This is a genomic window from Prevotella sp. ICM33 (assembly GCF_000517825.1).
In the GTDB taxonomy this organism is placed as follows: domain Bacteria; phylum Bacteroidota; class Bacteroidia; order Bacteroidales; family Bacteroidaceae; genus Prevotella; species Prevotella melaninogenica.
The window spans coordinates 14,399-32,064 of sequence record NZ_JACD01000072.1 but is presented as its reverse complement, the minus strand read 5'-3'; the positions used below and the strand labels follow the sequence as shown (position 1 = coordinate 32,064).

The 17,666-nt window shown below is 38.6% G+C and carries 15 protein-coding genes; all 15 read right to left on the bottom strand.

The features are described 5' to 3' along the window. Nucleotides 1-269 precede the first annotated feature (269 nt). Complete coding sequence (locus tag HMPREF1505_RS08840; protein ID WP_036924747.1) at nt 270-782, bottom strand: hypothetical protein; 513 nt, start codon at nt 780-782, stop codon at nt 270-272. Then, a complete protein-coding gene (locus HMPREF1505_RS08835; protein WP_036924746.1) occupies nt 779-2,749 on the bottom strand; it encodes an NAD(+) synthase in 1,971 nt (656 codons plus the stop codon). Before HMPREF1505_RS08835 ends, HMPREF1505_RS08840 begins: the two co-directional genes overlap by 4 nt. 13 nt (nt 2,750-2,762) lie before the next feature. Beyond that, nucleotides 2,763-3,983: a DUF2027 domain-containing protein gene (locus HMPREF1505_RS08830; protein ID WP_036924744.1), complete on the bottom strand. Its 1,221-nt coding sequence runs from the start codon at nt 3,981-3,983 to the stop codon at nt 2,763-2,765. A 133-nt stretch (nt 3,984-4,116) separates the two neighbouring features. Beyond that, on the bottom strand, nt 4,117-5,388 hold the full coding sequence (locus tag HMPREF1505_RS08825) for an S-adenosylmethionine:tRNA ribosyltransferase-isomerase (RefSeq protein WP_036924743.1): 1,272 nt from the start codon (nt 5,386-5,388) through the stop codon (nt 4,117-4,119). A gap of 9 nt (nt 5,389-5,397) precedes the next feature. Beyond that, nucleotides 5,398-6,093 (bottom strand): phosphatase PAP2 family protein, encoded by a 696-nt coding sequence (locus tag HMPREF1505_RS08820; protein ID WP_036924742.1) that lies wholly within the window; start codon nt 6,091-6,093, stop codon nt 5,398-5,400. A gap of 39 nt (nt 6,094-6,132) precedes the next feature. Beyond that, on the bottom strand, nt 6,133-8,685 hold the full coding sequence (locus tag HMPREF1505_RS08815; RefSeq protein ID WP_036924741.1) for a BatD family protein: 2,553 nt from the start codon (nt 8,683-8,685) through the stop codon (nt 6,133-6,135). Nucleotides 8,686-8,695: 10 nt separating this feature from the next. Continuing rightward, a complete protein-coding gene (locus HMPREF1505_RS08810; protein ID WP_036924936.1) occupies nt 8,696-9,388 on the bottom strand; it encodes a tetratricopeptide repeat protein in 693 nt (230 codons plus the stop codon). 5 nt (nt 9,389-9,393) lie between these two features. Then, nucleotides 9,394-10,389 carry a VWA domain-containing protein gene (locus HMPREF1505_RS08805; RefSeq protein ID WP_036924740.1) on the bottom strand — a complete coding sequence of 332 codons (996 nt, stop codon included), beginning with the start codon at nt 10,387-10,389 and terminating at the stop codon, nt 9,394-9,396. 56 nt (nt 10,390-10,445) lie between these two features. Then, the gene (locus tag HMPREF1505_RS08800; RefSeq protein WP_036924739.1) at nt 10,446-11,402 is read right to left on the bottom strand and encodes a VWA domain-containing protein; all 957 of its coding nucleotides are present in this window, start codon (nt 11,400-11,402) and stop codon (nt 10,446-10,448) included. A gap of 19 nt (nt 11,403-11,421) precedes the next feature. Continuing rightward, on the bottom strand, nt 11,422-12,456 hold the full coding sequence (locus HMPREF1505_RS08795; RefSeq protein WP_036924737.1) for a hypothetical protein: 1,035 nt from the start codon (nt 12,454-12,456) through the stop codon (nt 11,422-11,424). Then, nucleotides 12,453-13,325 (bottom strand): DUF58 domain-containing protein, encoded by an 873-nt coding sequence (locus HMPREF1505_RS08790; protein WP_036924735.1) that lies wholly within the window; start codon nt 13,323-13,325, stop codon nt 12,453-12,455. Before HMPREF1505_RS08790 ends, HMPREF1505_RS08795 begins: the two co-directional genes overlap by 4 nt. A 50-nt stretch (nt 13,326-13,375) precedes the next feature. Then, nucleotides 13,376-14,371 (bottom strand): MoxR family ATPase, encoded by a 996-nt coding sequence (locus HMPREF1505_RS08785; RefSeq protein ID WP_004359437.1) that lies wholly within the window; start codon nt 14,369-14,371, stop codon nt 13,376-13,378. A gap of 190 nt (nt 14,372-14,561) precedes the next feature. Next, nucleotides 14,562-15,929, bottom strand: coding sequence for an HU family DNA-binding protein (locus tag HMPREF1505_RS08780; RefSeq protein WP_036924733.1), 1,368 nt, complete (start codon nt 15,927-15,929; stop codon nt 14,562-14,564). Continuing rightward, nucleotides 15,922-16,215, bottom strand: a complete 294-nt coding sequence (locus tag HMPREF1505_RS08775; RefSeq protein ID WP_004359441.1) for an HU family DNA-binding protein — start codon at nt 16,213-16,215, stop codon at nt 15,922-15,924. Before HMPREF1505_RS08775 ends, HMPREF1505_RS08780 begins: the two co-directional genes overlap by 8 nt. Before the next feature lie 87 nt (nt 16,216-16,302). Next, entirely contained in the window at nt 16,303-17,604 is a 1,302-nt protein-coding gene (gene rimO / locus HMPREF1505_RS08770) for a 30S ribosomal protein S12 methylthiotransferase RimO (protein ID WP_036924731.1), read from the bottom strand. Between the last annotated feature and the right edge of the window lie 62 nt (nt 17,605-17,666).

Below are 17,666 nucleotides of genomic sequence, written 5' to 3'. Positions count from 1 at the left end.
ATTCACCATAAAAGGCGCATCTGCATCGTATAGATATGGCATCAAAGAAGCTTAGAGAGAACCTCTATGCGAAAAAAAATAAATAATGAGCGTATTGTTATTAGCCTATGCGATAACTGCTAATCATTTTGTAAAATACTGATTAATAACGCATTATAATCAAAATAACATTTTATAACACTCACTTTTCTTGCAATCTTAGAAATTAAAACTTATCTTTGTATCGTCAAAATGAAAAACAAGAGAAGAAAGTAGAAAACAAGTCGTTATCAGTTATGAAGCTCTAAGACGTACATATCTGCCCACACCGTCACGTCTGCTATCACAGAACTGCCCTCACGCTGAAAACGAAGAACATTAGTCGCAGGCTTCACATGCTGCAGCTGGTAGCCATGCGACCGAAGACCAGACACCAACGTATGATAATACCCCTTGTCCCAAAAGACGATTTGCAACGCTCCTCCCCTATCGTCAATGACTGCAAGGCTTGAATTATCCTTCTTTGTAAAGAGTCTGTAAAATGGATGTTTAGATTGATCAAAATCCGTGTTAGGACCGACATGCCAACCCCATAACTGACGAGATTCATCAACCACCAATTCTGCTGGTATCCGCCTAAACCCATACTTACTGAAAAGATAAGGTGCAACCGCCCGCTTCCCTTTCTGCACCTGATATTGCAATAATTCAAGCACAGGCAATGGAAGTAAAGGAAGATTCCCCTGCGCAGGTGTGCACAGAGGAATCAGTAGGAAAATAAGTTGAAAGATTATTCGCTTCATGACAGTCCTTCCAACTCGTTTAGCCAGTTGGTTGACATTGCATCAGAAGGCATTCTCCAGTCGCCACGTGGCGAAAGGCTCACGCTGCCCACCTTTGGTCCGTCTGGCAAGCATGAACGTTTGAATTGCTGAGAGAAGAACCTACGGAAGAAGATGCGCATCCAATGAAGAATGACGCTGTCGGGGTAAACACCACGAAAGGCATTCTGCGCCATCCAATAGATTTTTGAAGGGCGGAAACCGCAGCGAAGAACATAATAGAGGAAGAAATCGTGAAGCTCGTAAGGACCAACAAGGTCTTCTGTCTTCTGTGCAATTTCTCCCTTATCATCAGCAGGTTTTAGCTCTGGTGAGATTGGAGTTTCCACGATGTCTATCAATGTCTTACGTACATTTTCATCCTTAGTTGTGTCAGCAGCATAACGCACAAGATATTGCGTCAGCGTCTTTGGCACACCTGCATTCACGGCATACATACTCATGTGGTCGCCATTATAGGTGCACCATCCCAAGGCAAGTTCGCTAAGGTCGCCCGTACCAATGACAAGTCCGTTCATCTGATTACTCAAATCCATCAAAATCTGCGTACGCTCACGCGCTTGTGCGTTCTCATAAGTAGAATCGTGTACCTCTGGGTCATGACCAATATCCTTAAAATGCTGTAAAACAGAGGCTTTAATATCAATCTCACGAATCGTGATACCAAGACGCTCCATGAGAGCCATAGCATTCTTATAGGTTCGGCCTGTTGTTCCGAACCCTGGCATGGTAACGCCTACAATTCCCTTACGATCAAGTCCAAGCTTATCAAAAGTCTTGACAACAACAAGGAGGGCAAGGGTGGAATCAAGTCCACCACTAATACCAATAATTGCTGATTTGCAATTAGTATGTACCAACCTCTTCGCCAATCCACTCACCTGAATATTATAGATTTCATCGCAAGCATCCTGCATATTCTCTGTCTTAGGAATAAAAGGATGCTGGTCGAACTCGCGTGTCAGCGTAAACTCACGCATAGGCTTGAGCGGTGGCAAGCAATCTACGTGCAAGGCGAGTTCATCAATCTGACCAGTAACACCAGCTAATCCTGACGCAACAGGACGCTGTGCGTTGACAAAGGTACTATTGGTACGACGTTCGCTACGTAAATTTTCAATGTCAATTTCAGAGATAACTAACTGTGGGTCAAGCTGGAAGCGTTCTGACTGCTTAACAAGTGAGCCATTCTCAAAAATCAATGCATTTCCACCAAAGACAACATCCTGCGTACTCTCACCAAAACCACTGCTGCTATAAACGTATCCGCTGATAGTGCGTGCGCTTTGCTGGGCAAGCAGTGACTTCAAGTAAGTGTGCTTTCCGATGAGTTCGTCGCTGGTAGAAAGGTTGAAGACAATCTCTGCACCTGCCAAGGCAAGATGATTGCTCGGTGGTGTTGGTGCCCATACATCCTCACAGATTTCTATGGCAAAGGTAGCCCCCTCAGATGTGCGGAAAATCTGCAACTCTGGTGTCACGCGAATATTATTCCCTGCAAAGCGAATGTGCTGTGGACGCAAGTCTTGTGAAGATGCAAACCATCGTTTCTCATAGAACTCGCTGTAGTTAGGTAGGAAGGTCTTTGCTACGATGCCTAAGAGTTTTCCTTGTTGAATGACCAATGCGCAATTAAGGAGCAATGCTCCCACAGCTACAGGCGCACCGACAATGACGGTGATATCTAATTGGCGAGTAAATTCGAGCAGCTCGATGACAGCCTGCTCAGTATCGTCAAGAAGAAGTTGCTGCTGGAAAAGGTCCTGACAAGTGTAACCCGTTATTGAAAGCTCTGGGAAAACGATAATCTCTACGCCCTGACCTTCAGCAATAGCAATCTGCTTTTCTGTTTCTATAAGGTTGAACTTTGTATCTGCAACCTTCACTGCAGGAATAGCTGCAGCCACCTTTATAAGTCCGTGTTTCATATTGAATGAAAAATTATTTAATTGTTACCTGAGTAGCTCCGTAGCCGTATTCACGGAAAGAAGCATCTTGGTAAGAATAATGTTTGTATTTATAATTAAGTTCATGAATGATTGCATGGCGCAATACGCCTTCGCCCTTCCCATGAATGAAGATGAGTTTCTTGCCACGATGCGCCTTGTATTGTTCGAGCGTACGACGGAAGACATCTAATTGATATTCAAGAATATCTGCCGCTGTCATACCCGCTGTCGTCTCGAGCAATTCGTCAGCATGAAGGTCTATGATAATTTTGTCATCGCTAAGAATCTGTTTAGCTGGCTTCTTACGCTCAAACTTATAACGCTTGGAGAGTTCCTCCGTCTTCTTGTCAATATCTTCTTCTGACAGACGGCTTGGTGACGCATAACCCACCTTCAACTTCTCTGTGGCTTCGTCCTCACCTTTCCTTGTTAAAGGTTCCAACATCGGGTGCTGAGCAGGCTTATCCTTCTCAATCAACGTGTATATCAATGCTGGCTGCTCGAAGAAGACACTTTCGTGGAAAGTATTGAGCTTATAGAACTTCACGGCATCAATCTTTACCTGAAGATCACAAGTAGGCTTGAGTGCGAAAGGCTTATCCTTCTTATAACTGTGAAGTTGAACACATCCCTGCAACATATCGTTGAGGTCGGCAAGCGTGAAGTCCTCTATCAGCAACTTCATATTTGGTTCCAATTCGCCAACAGCCTTCAATACCCACTTATCTTCCTGCTTTAAAGAGTAGGAGAAATGAACATAATAATTTGAATCATTGACAAGATAAGACTTGAAGTGCGTAGTCGTGAGGTTCTTTATATCGGTAGGTGTGAAAGCAAGATAAATAGACAATTCATCACCACCAACACGTTCTCTCACTGGAGCTTCAAAATTAACGGAAGGGTCATCATGCGGTTCTATGTCAGCATCAACATCACGCCAATCCTCCCCTACCTCCTCTTCTTCAGCGCCTGTAGCGGTCAGACGTTGCTTGATACTGCGAGTATCCTCGCCTTTCTCCATCTTACGTTGCTGCTGGTCGATACGCAGTTTTGCACGGTCAGTAGCGGCATCTTCAACAACAACAACCTCACTGGCTACTGTTGGAATCTGAAAACCATCTTCGTCTTCAACCAAAACAATTTTACCTTTGAAACCTGCAATGACTCCACCACCAGTAGAGCTTAAAAATCTAACTTTATCACCTATTTTCATCTTTTTTTCTTCTAAATGTTTATAAAGAATACAACCAATATCTTATCAATTAGCTGCATTTCCTCCCTCTTTTAAATACCAAGTCTACTTATAATAAATAAGTTTTATAAATCCTCACGCTAAGGGAAAAATACTATGGTATCAATAATGAAGAATCACCATAACTAAGGAAACGGAAGTCATGGCTGAGGGCATAATCATAAACCTTACGCCAATCGCCCTTTAAAAAAGCACTTACTAAGAGCAACAACGTTGATTGTGGTTGATGGAAATTGGTAACAAGTGCCTTGACTATCTTATAAGTATAACCTGGAGCAATGATAATCTGAGTACTTGAATGTAACACATTTAATCCGTCTTTATCCAAATAGGCAAGCAAATGACGAATAGAATCCTCCGCAGTTATCACCTTACCATTCACTACTACCAATCCTTCTTCATTATGTGGTAAGTCATATGGTTCCCATTGATTGACATGAAGGTCTTTCTCTGCTGTTTCTGGAGACAATACCAACTTAACACCCATATAATAAAGGCTTTCCAGTGTTCTAACACTTGTTGTTCCTACAGCAACAGCGTGACATTTATGCTTTAGAAGTTTCTCTAAGGTCTGACGACGAACAACAACAAACTCCGTGTGCATATTATGACCCTCAATCTCCTGACTCTTCACTGGTTTGAAAGTTCCGGCTCCCACATGAAGTGTAAGTTCCTCACGATCAACACCATGTTCATCCAAGGCTTTCAGCACTTTATCGGTAAAGTGAAGTCCAGCTGTAGGTGCTGCCACTGAACCTTTAATCTTTGAATATACGGTTTGATAAGTTTCTTTATCACTTTCCTCTGTAGCACGGTTAAGATATGGAGGAATAGGTAATTCACCTACGGCTTCAAGAATCTCAGCAAATGATATGTTTGTATTATCCCACTCAAATTGAATCCAGTGATTAGTTCCACCAGCTTGCTCTTGAACCTTACTGCGGTCCATTGTTGCGGTGAGTGTCAGCTTCTGCCCTTTGATTTCAAATGCACGCTTTAATGCACCTTCCTTCCACTTCTTAAGGTTGCCAACCATACAAAGCCATGCACACTCATGATTTGTTTGAAACATCAATTCATAATCTGTTGGCTGTGCTGGTTCCATAAGAAACACCTCTATGAGTGCTCCCGTCTCCTTGCGAAAGTGCATACGTGCTTGAATGACTTTCGTATTATTGAAAACCATCAACGCACCCTTAGGCAAATATTCAGGAAGATTATAAAAAATGTCCTCCGATACATCACCATGCTTATAAAGCAATAACTTACTATGGTCGCGCTCTGTCAACGGAAACTTGGCGATGCGCTCATCAGGGAGTGGATAGTTGTAATCAGAAATGCTAATATGTTTTGTATCTTCAGACATAATTTTATTTTATATGGATAAGACGGCCCGAAAAGCCGCATAAATAAATGACAAGATAAGTACACTAATAACAACGTCTATATCTGCAAAGCTATAACCTGTTCGCGTATATTTTGTCGAAATATAGTGTAATTTGTCACTAAAACGAATATAAATGCGAAGGTATAAAAAATAAATGAAAACAGCGACGCTTGAGCCAAATATCATTCCTACAAATACGTCAGAAGGATAATGAACACCAAGATATGGACGTGTTAGGGATACCATAATGCTCCATGCAATCATTAAAATAGAAAAGATGCGGTCACGTACCAATAAACAGAAGAATACTGCTATCACAAAGGCATTAGCAGTATGTGACGAGAAAAAGCTATAACCATCAACCATATAATGGTTTACAGCCACAACAATTCCCTGTAAGTCTGGATTATTGAGAGGACGTGGTCGGGCTACAAGTGGCTTAACAATACCAACATTTAAACCATTTACGATAAGAAGCCCCAATGCCACAGATCCAATAACAAGTATTATTTTTTGCCAGTTCTCATTATTCTTTATAACCAAATAAAGCAAAGACGCATAAAGAGGAATCCATGTAAAAGCATTGGTAACTGTAAGAACAAAATAATCAATAAAAAGGTTATCGCCTCCATTGAAAGCGAGTAAAATTGATTTATCAAGTTCTCTAAATACGTCTAAATTCATTGTTTGGATTCTATAAGAAACTTTCTGTCAAGTTGTCATTTATATAGCTTCAACATTCTCAGCCTTAATCCAACCTTGACGACCATCACTCAACTTGATTTCCGTCCACTGGCTCATACTATTATCGGTAATTCTGACTTTTGAACCTTCATGAAGGATAAATGCTTCAGCAGACTTCTGATCAGGCGTCTTTCTTACAACGGCTGATGGTGTCATGATAATACCATGTGATGCTGAGTCTAACAAATAAACCTGTTGTATAGCAAAGAATGTGTTGATAATGAAAAATAGGAAAAAGATAGGCAATACCACCTTTGACAACTTCCTAAGGAACTCAATGTCAACAAACAAGTAAACAATAAGCGCTAAAATCGAAATAAATAGACAAACAAGACTGAGAATTGCCCACATGTCAACACTAAGATAATTAACCAATGCCTTATACCATGTTATAAAAAACATTTCTGGCTCTGGTGTCAAATTGTCAATTGTCTTTGATTGTGCCAACTGAAGGTTGAAACGAATATCCTCATCGCTTGGAGCAAGACGCTGTGCACGCTCATATGATAACACGGCATGTGGGATGTTATCAAGGCGATAGTAGCTATTGCCAAGATTATAATATAAGGCAGCAGATTCGCCCTGCTTTAATAGTTTCTCATAACCTTTAACGGCTTGCATGTAATTCCCTTTTTGATATAGCTTGTCAACATCAGCCTTTGTTTGTGCTGATAACTGCAAAGAGAAAATAGACATGCATATGATAAGGAAGAAGAAGCTGAAAGTCTTCTTGCTTGAAGGCTTCAATTTCTTTACAGTCTCTTCCATATCTGCTATAGCTTTCATTGCTGCATCAAGTGTTCGTTTCATATTACCTTTCTCGTCACCAGGAGCATAGCGTTCATATTCACATTCGTCAATAGCAGAAATGTAGTTATCAATCACTTCGAATGGAACATTGATTTTACTAAACTGCTCTCTAATATTATCACGTGATAATGATTCTACAGGCAGGTTGAGCTTATCACTTGCATAACCCCATAATGTCTTCAAAACCTCATCATAGAAATCGAGATTTTTATTCTTCAGCATTAAAAGTTCTGCAGCATGTAAACGACTGGAAGCAACACGATTGGCATTTTTTCCACGTTTTAATACCATATCCACACGATGCGCAAAGCGATCACGATAGTAGAATGATAATGCACCCCCTACTCCCAATAGTAAAAGAAGAATTATATAGTATGTCACAGAACCAAAGAAGAAGTTGCCAACTTTATCAAGTGAACTGTCGCCTATCTTCAATGGTAAAATGTCTTCATTTGGTAAATCAACAGAAAGAATATCTTTTGAAGAGCCGTCACCTCTTGATACTTTTAACTCCATCGGTTCTGTCTGCAGCGTTACGTATTTCTTCTGCACTAAGTCATAGTAGCAGAACTTTACTGGAGGTATGGCTACAAGTCCTTCCTGATGAGGAATAACTACCTGATCATAAACCATGTTACCCTCTGCACCCTTTGTTGTCAACTGGGTCTTATCAGTTGTTTTAATATCAAATGACTCAAAGCCCTTAGGAATCTGAATGATAGGTTTCTTTATCAACTTCAGATTTCCTGCTCCACTAACAACAACACGAATCGTAATAGGATTACCAGCCTTTACTTCTTTTTTATTTAATTGTGCAGAAAGATTAAAATGACCAACACCACCAGAAAAATCTGTAGGACGATTAGGTAAAGGTAAAACCTTAACAGCTAATCCTGGTGCTACAATGTCTTTCTTAAAATTTGTACTACCACCATCAATACCAAAGGCTTCAAATGGATTAAAGCCATTAGATTCTTGTATGATACCATGAAAGGTCAATGGTGGAACCTGTAAAGTACCTGTCATTTGTGGATACATTACATACTGGCTCCATGTAACACAATTATATAAACGTTTTCCGATTCGTTCCTTGTGAAAAGTCTTCTGTTGTGGCAAGTCAACTTCTTGCACATGAAAACCAACCAAGTCGGGCATCTTACCAATAAGTTGGCGTAAGTTCTTTGTTGTATAGACCTTGTATGTCAGCAAAACAGGCTCCTGTTCATAAACAGTAGTCTTATTAGCACTTACCTTGATAAACAAATCGTTAGCTGTAATCTTTGCTGCAGCAGCACGAGAGTCTGTACGTGAATCATAATATCCACTACTTGTAGCACTATGAGAACCTGTAGTAGCTAAAATTTTTACTGGCGTTGATGCAAGTTCCTGATCATTCACAAAAATATGGGCAGGACCAATATTAACATTTCCTTTCTTAGTTGCTATAAAGACGTATGTAAATGAAACAGAAGATGAACTACTTGCATGCCCATCAATGAATTGATAATTTGATTGCGAAGAAGTTGCAGGACCAAATACTTTCTCAAGTCCACTTGATAATCTTCCCAATTGAAATCTACGAACATCTTGGGTGTATACGACGTATTCAACCTGAAACTCCTCGCCCACTGTCACTTGTTTTGGTGCAGCCACCCGAACACGTTGTGCTTGTAAAACACAAACACTCATTAGTGACAGAAATAAAATTATATATCGTTTCATATTTTCAATATTACCAGTTTTTATCAAGTTTTTTATCAGAAGGTTGGCGCATAACCTTTGATAGACGCTCTTGAGTTTCTTTCTCTTGCTGTTTAACAGCATTGAGAAGTTGCTCAGCATTATCTTTGCTCATGCCTTGGTTGTCTTTCGGTTGTTTATTCTTCTGATTATTTTTTTGATTGTTTTTATTTTGATTCTGATTTTGAGGTTGCTTCTTTTTCTTTTCTTTATCCTTATCAGATTTATTTTTATCAGATGATTGCTGATTTTGTTGCTGTTTCAATTTACGTTTACATAACTCAAGGTTATAGCGAGCATTCTTATGATTTGGATTACTACGTAAAGCACTCTTATAAGCCTCTATAGCCTTTTCATAATTTTGCTCATCTTGAAAAATTGTACCAAGATTATTATAACTGCTTGAGAGGCGAACTGGGTCTTTTTCTAACTTTGCAGCATTATCATACAATTTCTTTGCTTCCTCATTCTTTTTTTGTGCTTGTAGGCATCTACCCAAATTATAATTAGCAATCGCATTGCTACCATCTTTATCAATAGCTTTATGATAAAGAATTTCCGCCTGTGCATAGTTTTTTGAAGAGAAAAGCTTATTTCCCTCTCTTATGAGTTGATTAGCTGTTTGTGCATTACTCCCGACAAACACCAACAACATACATATTGTGATATAAAGTCGTTTTACCATACCTTTTACCAACGTCTTTTTCTTTCAAGTAATAAGACATCTATAATTAGCAGAATGACAACAAGCAATGCTAATGCCTGAAATTGTTCATCAAAGTCGCTGTAAACAACATTGTTAATTTTACCTTTCTGCAATTTATTAAGTTCTCTGCCTAAAACAGCGTCAGCCATACTGCTATTTGTAACATGTAGATAAACACCATGTCCTGCAGTTGCAATCTGTTTACACATTTCTTCGTTAAGACGAGTCTTCACAACTTCACCGTTAGATGTTTTCAATTCACTGCCATCAGACATTGGAATTGTTGCACCCTCTGTAGAGCCAACACCTAAAATAAAAACTCTTATCCCCTTGCTTTGTGCCTGTTTTGCCATTTCTTCAGCACCACCTTCATTATCTTCACCATCCGTAATTAAGATAATAGCCTTCCCGACCTTAGAGTTAGGTGTAAAACTATTCATAGAAAGTTGAAGTGCCTTACCAATATCTGTTCCTTGTGTACCAATTAAAGAAGGATTGATATTATCTAAAAACATTTTAGCTGAAACATAATCACTTGTTATAGGTAATTGAACAAAAGCATCTCCCGCAAAGACAATCAATCCTATTTTGTCTTCACTAAACTTATTCATCAAATTTTCAACAAGCAATTTGCTCTTCTCTAAACGTGAAGGAGCAACGTCTTCTGCCAGCATTGAATTACTAATATCAAGTGCAATTATAGTTTCTATGCCTTCACGCTCCTTGTTTGTAGCAATTCTACTTCCAACCTGAGGACGAGCGATAATAAGTATAAGGAGTAATAATACCAGTTCTACCAACACAAATTTAATCCAACCTCTTCTCTTACTTGTCATAGGAGAGAGCTGGTGTATAAGTGATGGATTCCCAAACTTCGCCAATCGTTGCTTATGCTTACGAATGGAGTACAAGTAGATGATTACTGATAAGGGTATCAGTAATAATAACCACAGATATATGGGATTATCAAATCTAAACATTCTTCAACTAATCTTGTTAAACAAGCAAATCTTATTTGTATCGCTAAGAGATAATATTATGGCAATCGTCGGAAGACTGTCCAACGAAGAATTAACTCAAAGCAAAAGAGTAATAAAGCCAACCAAGCAAAAGGCATGTAAGCATCATGTAGATGGTCATACGACTTAATATTCATCTTTGTCTTTTCAAGTTTATCAATATCTTGATAGATTTTTGATAACTCAGCCTGGCTTTGTGCTCTATAGAATTCACCATTCGTTAATACTGCAATATCTTGCAATGTCTTATAATCGATGGCACCAATATCTTCCCCTGTTTCTCTACCTAAGCCGATTGTATAAACTCTGATACCAAATTTCTTTGCTATGGTAGCAGCTGTCATTGGAGAAATAGAACCAACATTATTACTACCATCGGTTAACAGAATAACAACCTTACTCTTAGCTTTAGAATCTTTTAAGCGACTAACAGAGTTTGCTAATCCCAGACCAATAGCAGTACCATCTTGCATTAATCCATTTGTAACTAAATCCGTACGAACATTATGAAGAAGATTCAACAGGGCTGCATGATCAAGCGTCATTGGGCATTGTGTAAAAGCTTCACCCGCAAAGATAGTAAGTCCTATATTGTCACTTGGACGACTACTGATAAATTCAGAAGCAACTTCCTTTGCTACTTCCATACGATTGGGAAAAACATCTTCTGTTAACATACTTGCAGAAATGTCCATTGTCAACATGATGTCAATACCCTCAGTATCTTTATTATCCCAGGCATTATAAGTTTGTGGACGTGCCAAAACAATGACTACTAATGCGTAAACTATACAACGCAAAGCCATAGGGAGATGAATCAATTTCACCTTCCAACTTTTGGGAGCATGCTGATAAGCAAATGTATCGCTCATCCTCATGGTTGGTTCTTTACCTTTACCACGAAAGAAATACCATAATAGATACGGTATCAACAAGAGTAGTAAAAGGAGATATCCACTATTGGCAAATTCCATTTCTATAATTCTATTTATATTACATCAAAAGCGCATAGGCTTCAAATGCAGCGTAAATAAGCAAAGCTACGGATATTACTAATAGCAATCCTATAGCGAGCTTTATTATCTTACGTGAACGAGTATCACTTATGTTTTCTTTTGGTTCTTCAACAACCTCTTTTGTTTCTTCAACCTTTGTACTATCTATAAAATGAACAATACTATCAAGATAATAAGTCATGTCATTCGCATCTGTTGAATATTTAGCGAATTTTACAAGGTCTGCTGTGCTGAATACTACTTTTAATTCAGAAACATCACAAACATCCTTCATACTTTCTAATATCTCATGAGAAGTCATTTCCAATGCGTTGATATTGTAACGCTGTGAGATATATTTTCTGAGAACGTTTGTAACATCTGTATAATAAGCTTTCTGTTCTGCATACAACATCTTATTTGCAGCTATCTCAGAAAGGTCATGTTTTGCTTGCTCATAGTAAGATAATGCACGTGTTTTCTTTAATGCCCTACCATTTTTCTTATGGCAAAGAATTCTATAAAGATAGAAAACAAAACAGATGAGTATAAGTGCAAGTACAATTACTAAAATTACAGGAACCCATTCCCCCCATGAAAAAGGAACCTTTTGAATATCATCTGGTGGCATAGGAGTACTTTTCACTGTATCGACAGGAACAGCCTGGACATCCAGAGTAACATTACCTGTCGTCTTAGTCGCACCACCTACAATAACTTTCTGTGCAGGAATAGTATAACGCTTAGCATCCCATGCAGTAATGGTATATATCCGTCTTATTCTTACCTTACTATTTGCATCTGCTGTGTCAGACTTAGCACTTAGTACTTCAACATCTGATACTATCTCTTTTTTATTATTAAATTCTGGAAAAGAAATCTTCGTCCCTTTAGGTGCATATACAGTAATGAAATAGTGTGAACGTCCACCTATTAATATTTTGGTAGAATCCACACTTGCCGTTACCTGTACTTGTGCATGGCTTACAACTGCCAGGATAAGCAATAAAAATATAACAATATATTTTCTCATCGGTTCCTCTTTGAAAACAACGTCATCAACATTTTTACATAGTCGTCATCCGTTGCGATAGCCACACTATCAACATGACTCTGAGTTAACATCTCATGTAATCGTATCTCACGCTCCTCCCAATATTTATTATGTACTTTGCGTAAACGAGCATCATGAGTATCAATATACATCTCATGCCCTGTTTCTGCATCAACAACCTTCATTAAGCCAACATCAGGCATTTCTTTTGCTCGAGGGTCATAAATTTGAATGGCAACAATATCATGTTTTTTATTAGCTATTCGTAGTTCTTGACTAAAATCCTTACGAGTATAGAAATCACTGATTACAAAGGCTGTACAACGACGCTTCATTACCTTGTTAAGGTATTCAAGACTTATGCCGACATCTGTTCTCTTGCTATTCGGAGTAAAAGTAAGCATCTCTCGAATAAGATAAAGAATATGCTTACGTCCTTTCTTTGGAGCAATATACTTCTCTATATAATCTGAGAAAAATATAACACCAATCTTATCGTTATTTTGAATAGCAGAGAATGCTAAAGTAGCGGCTATCTCCGTAGCACACTCGCGTTTTAACTGGCCAGAAGTACCAAAATCAAGCGAGCCACTGACATCTATTAGCAGCATCACTGTCAACTCACGTTCTTCTTCAAAAACCTTAACGTATGGACGATGAAAACGTCCTGTCACATTCCAATCAATATCTCTAACATCATCACCATACTGATACTCGCGTACTTCAGAAAAGGCCATACCACGCCCTTTGAAGGCAGAATGATACTGCCCAGCAAAGATATTCTGGCTCAGTCCTAAGGTCTTGATTTCAATCTTTCGGACTTTCTTTAGTAATTCAGTAGTATCCATAGAAAATGATAATAATGCTTCTTAAATTCTTCTAAGAATATAATTGAAGATTAAGGCACCTGTACTTTGTTGATAATCTCACTAATAATCTTCTCTGTTGTAAGATCAGTTGCTTCTGCCTCGTAAGACAAACCAATTCTATGACGCAAAACATCATGTGCAACTGCACGTACATCTTCAGGGACAACATAACCACGATGCTTGATGAAAGCATAGGCACGACTTGCTTTTGCAAGATTGATACTTGCACGTGGACTTCCACCAAATGTTATCATTTGCTTCAATTCTGGCAATTGATAGCGCTCTGGGTAACGTGTCGCAAAAACGATATCAGCAATATATTGCATGATTTTATCATCGATATATACATCCTTAACCACACGACGTGCCTCAAGAATCTCATTCGCAGTAATAACAGGATGTACAACAGGCATACTCTCTTGAAGATTCTCACGAATAACAAGTTTCTCTTCCTCTAACGTAGGGTAATCGATAACAACCTTCAACATGAATCGGTCTACCTGTGCTTCAGGAAGCATATAAGTACCCTCCTGCTCTATCGGATTCTGAGTAGCCAATACAAGGAAAGGGTCTGGAAGTGTAAAAGTAGAGTCACCAATTGTTACTTGATGCTCCTGCATAGCCTCTAACAATGCACTCTGAACCTTTGCTGGAGCACGATTGATTTCATCAGCGAGTACAAAATTAGCAAATACAGGACCTTTCTTTACGTGAAAGGCTTCATCCTTCTGAGAATAAATCTGTGTACCAATAACGTCAGCTGGCAAAAGGTCTGGAGTAAACTGAATACGACTATAACGTGCATCAACAAGCTGTGATAGAGTCTTGATAGCAAGTGTTTTTGCCAGACCAGGCACACCCTCAAGAAGAATATGACCATCACTGAGTAACGAAATAAGTAGTGAGTCTATCAGATGTCTTTGACCAACGATAACCTGATTCATACCTGTTGTAAGGTTGGTTACAAATGAACTCTGACTTTCTATCCGCTCGTTCAACTCTCTAATATCAATAGATTCTGCCATTATCTTACAAATTATTATTGTACTATTATATTCTTATTCTATTAGTCGCAAAAGTACAACATAAATGCGGATGAAGCGAAGAATAGTGTCTAAATTATATTAAAAAAGTCCTTAAAACTTCTTTTAAGGACTTTTTTCTACAAGATTACAGCTGTATAAAACAAATACTGCTTTATTATATTTAAAATACTTACTTTCTATACTCTGGTCTTAATTCAACCTTTGGAACTTTCATAGTGTCACCAGCTTGCATTGTCTTACGACCATTAAGAACTTGAAAATACCCAACCATATCAGCACCAAGTGTCTTTCGGCTATACTTCTCCATAGTCTCACCTTTCTTCAACACTACAATGCGATCAATGCCTATAATATTATAAGCACCATAACGGATACGAGGGTCACTATTTAAAGGCATAAAAGAATCAACTTTAGCTGTCTCTTTCTTTTCAGGTGTTTTATGAACTTTAGTTACAGATGTTGTATCTGCAGAGACTGTCTGTGTACCAAGGGAAGAATGATCTTCTGAAGTATTTACTTGCTCTGCTACTTCTTTCGTCTTCTTCTTTGAGTTTGTGCTACTCATTCGTGCCCAAAGAAAAATACCAAGACATATGATTACAATAAATGCAACCAATGCAACCTTCTTTAGTATACCATTCTCTGAACTTTCTACATCAGTGTCTTCGTCGTCAAGAATATGAGTTGGTTCAGAACTATTTGGTAATTCTTTGTTATCAATATTATTCTCATTTGAAGACTCTTCTCGCTCTTCTGATGTATTAGGAACAGATTGTACAGACTTAACTTCAACCTCTATAGTTTCCTCCTCAACTTTTGGTTCGACTATAGCGTCAACCTTTGACTCAACAATTGAATCGACCTTAGAATCTACCTCTTTAGCAACCTCCTGTTTTTCCTCTTTCTTTTCCTCAAGATTAGAAGGTTTTTCTTCTGAATCAAAGATAGCCTCATTTTCTTCTGTATTAGGCTCTTCTATAACATCAATCGGTAAGTTCTTTTCATTGAGACTATCTTCTGCCTCTATTACCGCATCCCCTTTTACAGAACTAATATTATTAGTTTCATCCTTTGTATCTTCTACTTCTGTTCTTTCCTCCTCGACAAGTAGTTTTTCTTCAGAAGTATTTTTTGTTGTGGCATCATCAACAAGTTCTGATTTTACCTCATCAGAACTATCTTCAGCAGGAATACGTTCTAACTCCTCTGTATCAACGCCATCATTGATAACGACAGTCTCAAATTGCGAGAAAGGTTTGTTCACAAGTTCCTTCATCACTGTATCTGGAGTGAAACTGATCTTGTCATGACCTTCTATAAGTACACGTTCACCCGTATTAACGTTAACACTCTCACGTGGTTTAACAGCTTGAACCTTAAAGGTTCCAAGTCCTTTAATCTTTACTTGATTACCGTTTTTTAATTCAGAACTTATAATGTCAAAAAAGGCATCAACAAAAGCTGCCGCATCATCAGCCGACAGATTATGCTGTTTAGCCAATGCACTTGTAATTAATTGTATTGCACTCTTAGCCATTGTCTTGTCCTCCCTTTCTTACATGTCCTTTGATTGTTGCTGCAGGTTTGAAGTTAAGAACCAACTTTGGAGGAACCAGCATACGCAAACCTGTTGAAGGATTAACCATAACACGTTCCAAACGCTTTTTAACTTCAAACGTTCCGAAACCAATAACTGGCACAGGATCGCCTGTTTCGAAGGACTTACCCATCATGTCTACAACAGTTTTCACCATCTTTTGGCTTTCATCCTGTGTATATCCAGTTCTTGCTGCTAATGCTGCAATGAATTCTTTATTATTCATTCTGTTTTCTCCTTTTATTCAAAAATTCAGAATCTATAATCAAATTAACTCTTAGTTTATAAATTCAATATTATGAACTACAAACTATCACTTAACAACCTCTCCAAAAAGGTCAAACTCATCGGAGTCTGTGATGCAAACATCATAGAATTTACCGATACGTAAAGACTTCTCTGTTGACGATATCAAGACCTCAGGATCCACCTCTGGTGAACAGAATTCTGTACGACCAACATAGTATTCTCCTTCCTTACAATCAATAATAACCTTAAAGGTTTTACCTACCTTCTCAGCTTCCAACTCTTCTGATATCCCTTGTTGAATAACCATTAGTTCATCGAGACGAGCCTGCTTAACATCCTCTGGTACATCATCTTTATAATGATTTGCACTATAGGTACCTTCTTCTTCAGAATAAGAGAAGGCTCCCATACGCTCAAAGCGAGCATTAGTTACAAACTCCTTTAATTCCTCAAAATCTTCATCAGTCTCACCAGGGAAACCAACAAGAAGTGTTGTACGAAGATGAATACCTGGTACACGACGACGTATCTCTGCAATTAAATCAAGTGTTTCCTGCTTACTCACATGACGGCGCATACGGTCGAGCATATGGTCCGAAATATGTTGGAAGGCTATATCCAAATATTTACACACATTTGATTTTTCTGCGATTACATCGAGAAGGTCAAGTGGGAACTGATTAGGATAAGCATAATGGAGGCGAATCCACTCTACTCCCTCTATATCAGCCATTCGTGATATAAGTTCAGTAATATGATGTTTACCATCAAGGTCTACACCATAGTAGGTCAATTCCTGCTCAATAATCTGAAACTCCTTCACTCCTTGAGCAACAAGCCCTCTTACCTCGTCCAAAACTTCTTCAACAGGACGTGAATGATGACGCCCCGTAATCAATGGAATGGCGCAATAAGCACAATGACGATCACAACCTTCAGCAATCTTTACATAAGCATAATGGCGTGGAGTGGTAAGATGCCTAACACCATTACATGCAGGAACATCAGCCTTACCAAGATCTGTCAGCAACTGTTTATAATTGAACTTACCATAGAACTTATCTACCTCTGGAAGTTCTGCTTCAAGTTCGTCTTTGTATCGTTGTGACAGACAGCCCATTACATAGAGCTTATTAAGCTGTCCATTCTTCTTTCTATTGATAAATTCAAGAATCGTATTGATACTTTCTTCTTTTGCAGCTTCGATGAATCCGCATGTATTGATAACGGCAATCTCACCTTGTGGACGCTTTGAGTCATGTGTACAATGAAAGCCGTTTTCTTCAAATTGCTTCATGATTAGCTCTGAATCTACAAGATTCTTTGAGCAGCCCATGGTAACAATATCTATCTGATTTTTCTTCATTCGTTCTTTGTTTAGTGATAGGCGTTGAATGTTGGGTGTTAATGAATTGCATAAATGGATGT

Bases quoted from the DNA above. Each gene is read 5' to 3' on its own strand.
- HMPREF1505_RS08805 (WP_036924740.1), bottom strand. From the start codon at position 10,389: ATGTTTAGATTTGATAATCCCATATATCTGTGGTTATTATTACTGATA.
- rimO (WP_036924731.1), bottom strand. From the start codon at position 17,604: ATGAAGAAAAATCAGATAGATATTGTTACCATGGGCTGCTCAAAGAAT.
- HMPREF1505_RS08840 (WP_036924747.1), bottom strand. From the start codon at position 782: ATGAAGCGAATAATCTTTCAACTTATTTTCCTACTGATTCCTCTGTGC.
- HMPREF1505_RS08810 (WP_036924936.1), bottom strand. From the start codon at position 9,388: ATGGTAAAACGACTTTATATCACAATATGTATGTTGTTGGTGTTTGTC.
- HMPREF1505_RS08815 (WP_036924741.1), bottom strand. From the start codon at position 8,685: ATGAAACGATATATAATTTTATTTCTGTCACTAATGAGTGTTTGTGTT.
- HMPREF1505_RS08785 (WP_004359437.1), bottom strand. From the start codon at position 14,371: ATGGCAGAATCTATTGATATTAGAGAGTTGAACGAGCGGATAGAAAGT.
- HMPREF1505_RS08780 (WP_036924733.1), bottom strand. From the start codon at position 15,929: ATGGCTAAGAGTGCAATACAATTAATTACAAGTGCATTGGCTAAACAG.
- HMPREF1505_RS08795 (WP_036924737.1), bottom strand. From the start codon at position 12,456: ATGAGAAAATATATTGTTATATTTTTATTGCTTATCCTGGCAGTTGTA.
- HMPREF1505_RS08775 (WP_004359441.1), bottom strand. From the start codon at position 16,215: ATGAATAATAAAGAATTCATTGCAGCATTAGCAGCAAGAACTGGATAT.
- HMPREF1505_RS08790 (WP_036924735.1), bottom strand. From the start codon at position 13,325: ATGGATACTACTGAATTACTAAAGAAAGTCCGAAAGATTGAAATCAAG.
- HMPREF1505_RS08835 (WP_036924746.1), bottom strand. From the start codon at position 2,749: ATGAAACACGGACTTATAAAGGTGGCTGCAGCTATTCCTGCAGTGAAG.
- HMPREF1505_RS08825 (WP_036924743.1), bottom strand. From the start codon at position 5,388: ATGTCTGAAGATACAAAACATATTAGCATTTCTGATTACAACTATCCA.
- HMPREF1505_RS08830 (WP_036924744.1), bottom strand. From the start codon at position 3,983: ATGAAAATAGGTGATAAAGTTAGATTTTTAAGCTCTACTGGTGGTGGA.
- HMPREF1505_RS08820 (WP_036924742.1), bottom strand. From the start codon at position 6,093: ATGAATTTAGACGTATTTAGAGAACTTGATAAATCAATTTTACTCGCT.
- HMPREF1505_RS08800 (WP_036924739.1), bottom strand. From the start codon at position 11,402: ATGGAATTTGCCAATAGTGGATATCTCCTTTTACTACTCTTGTTGATA.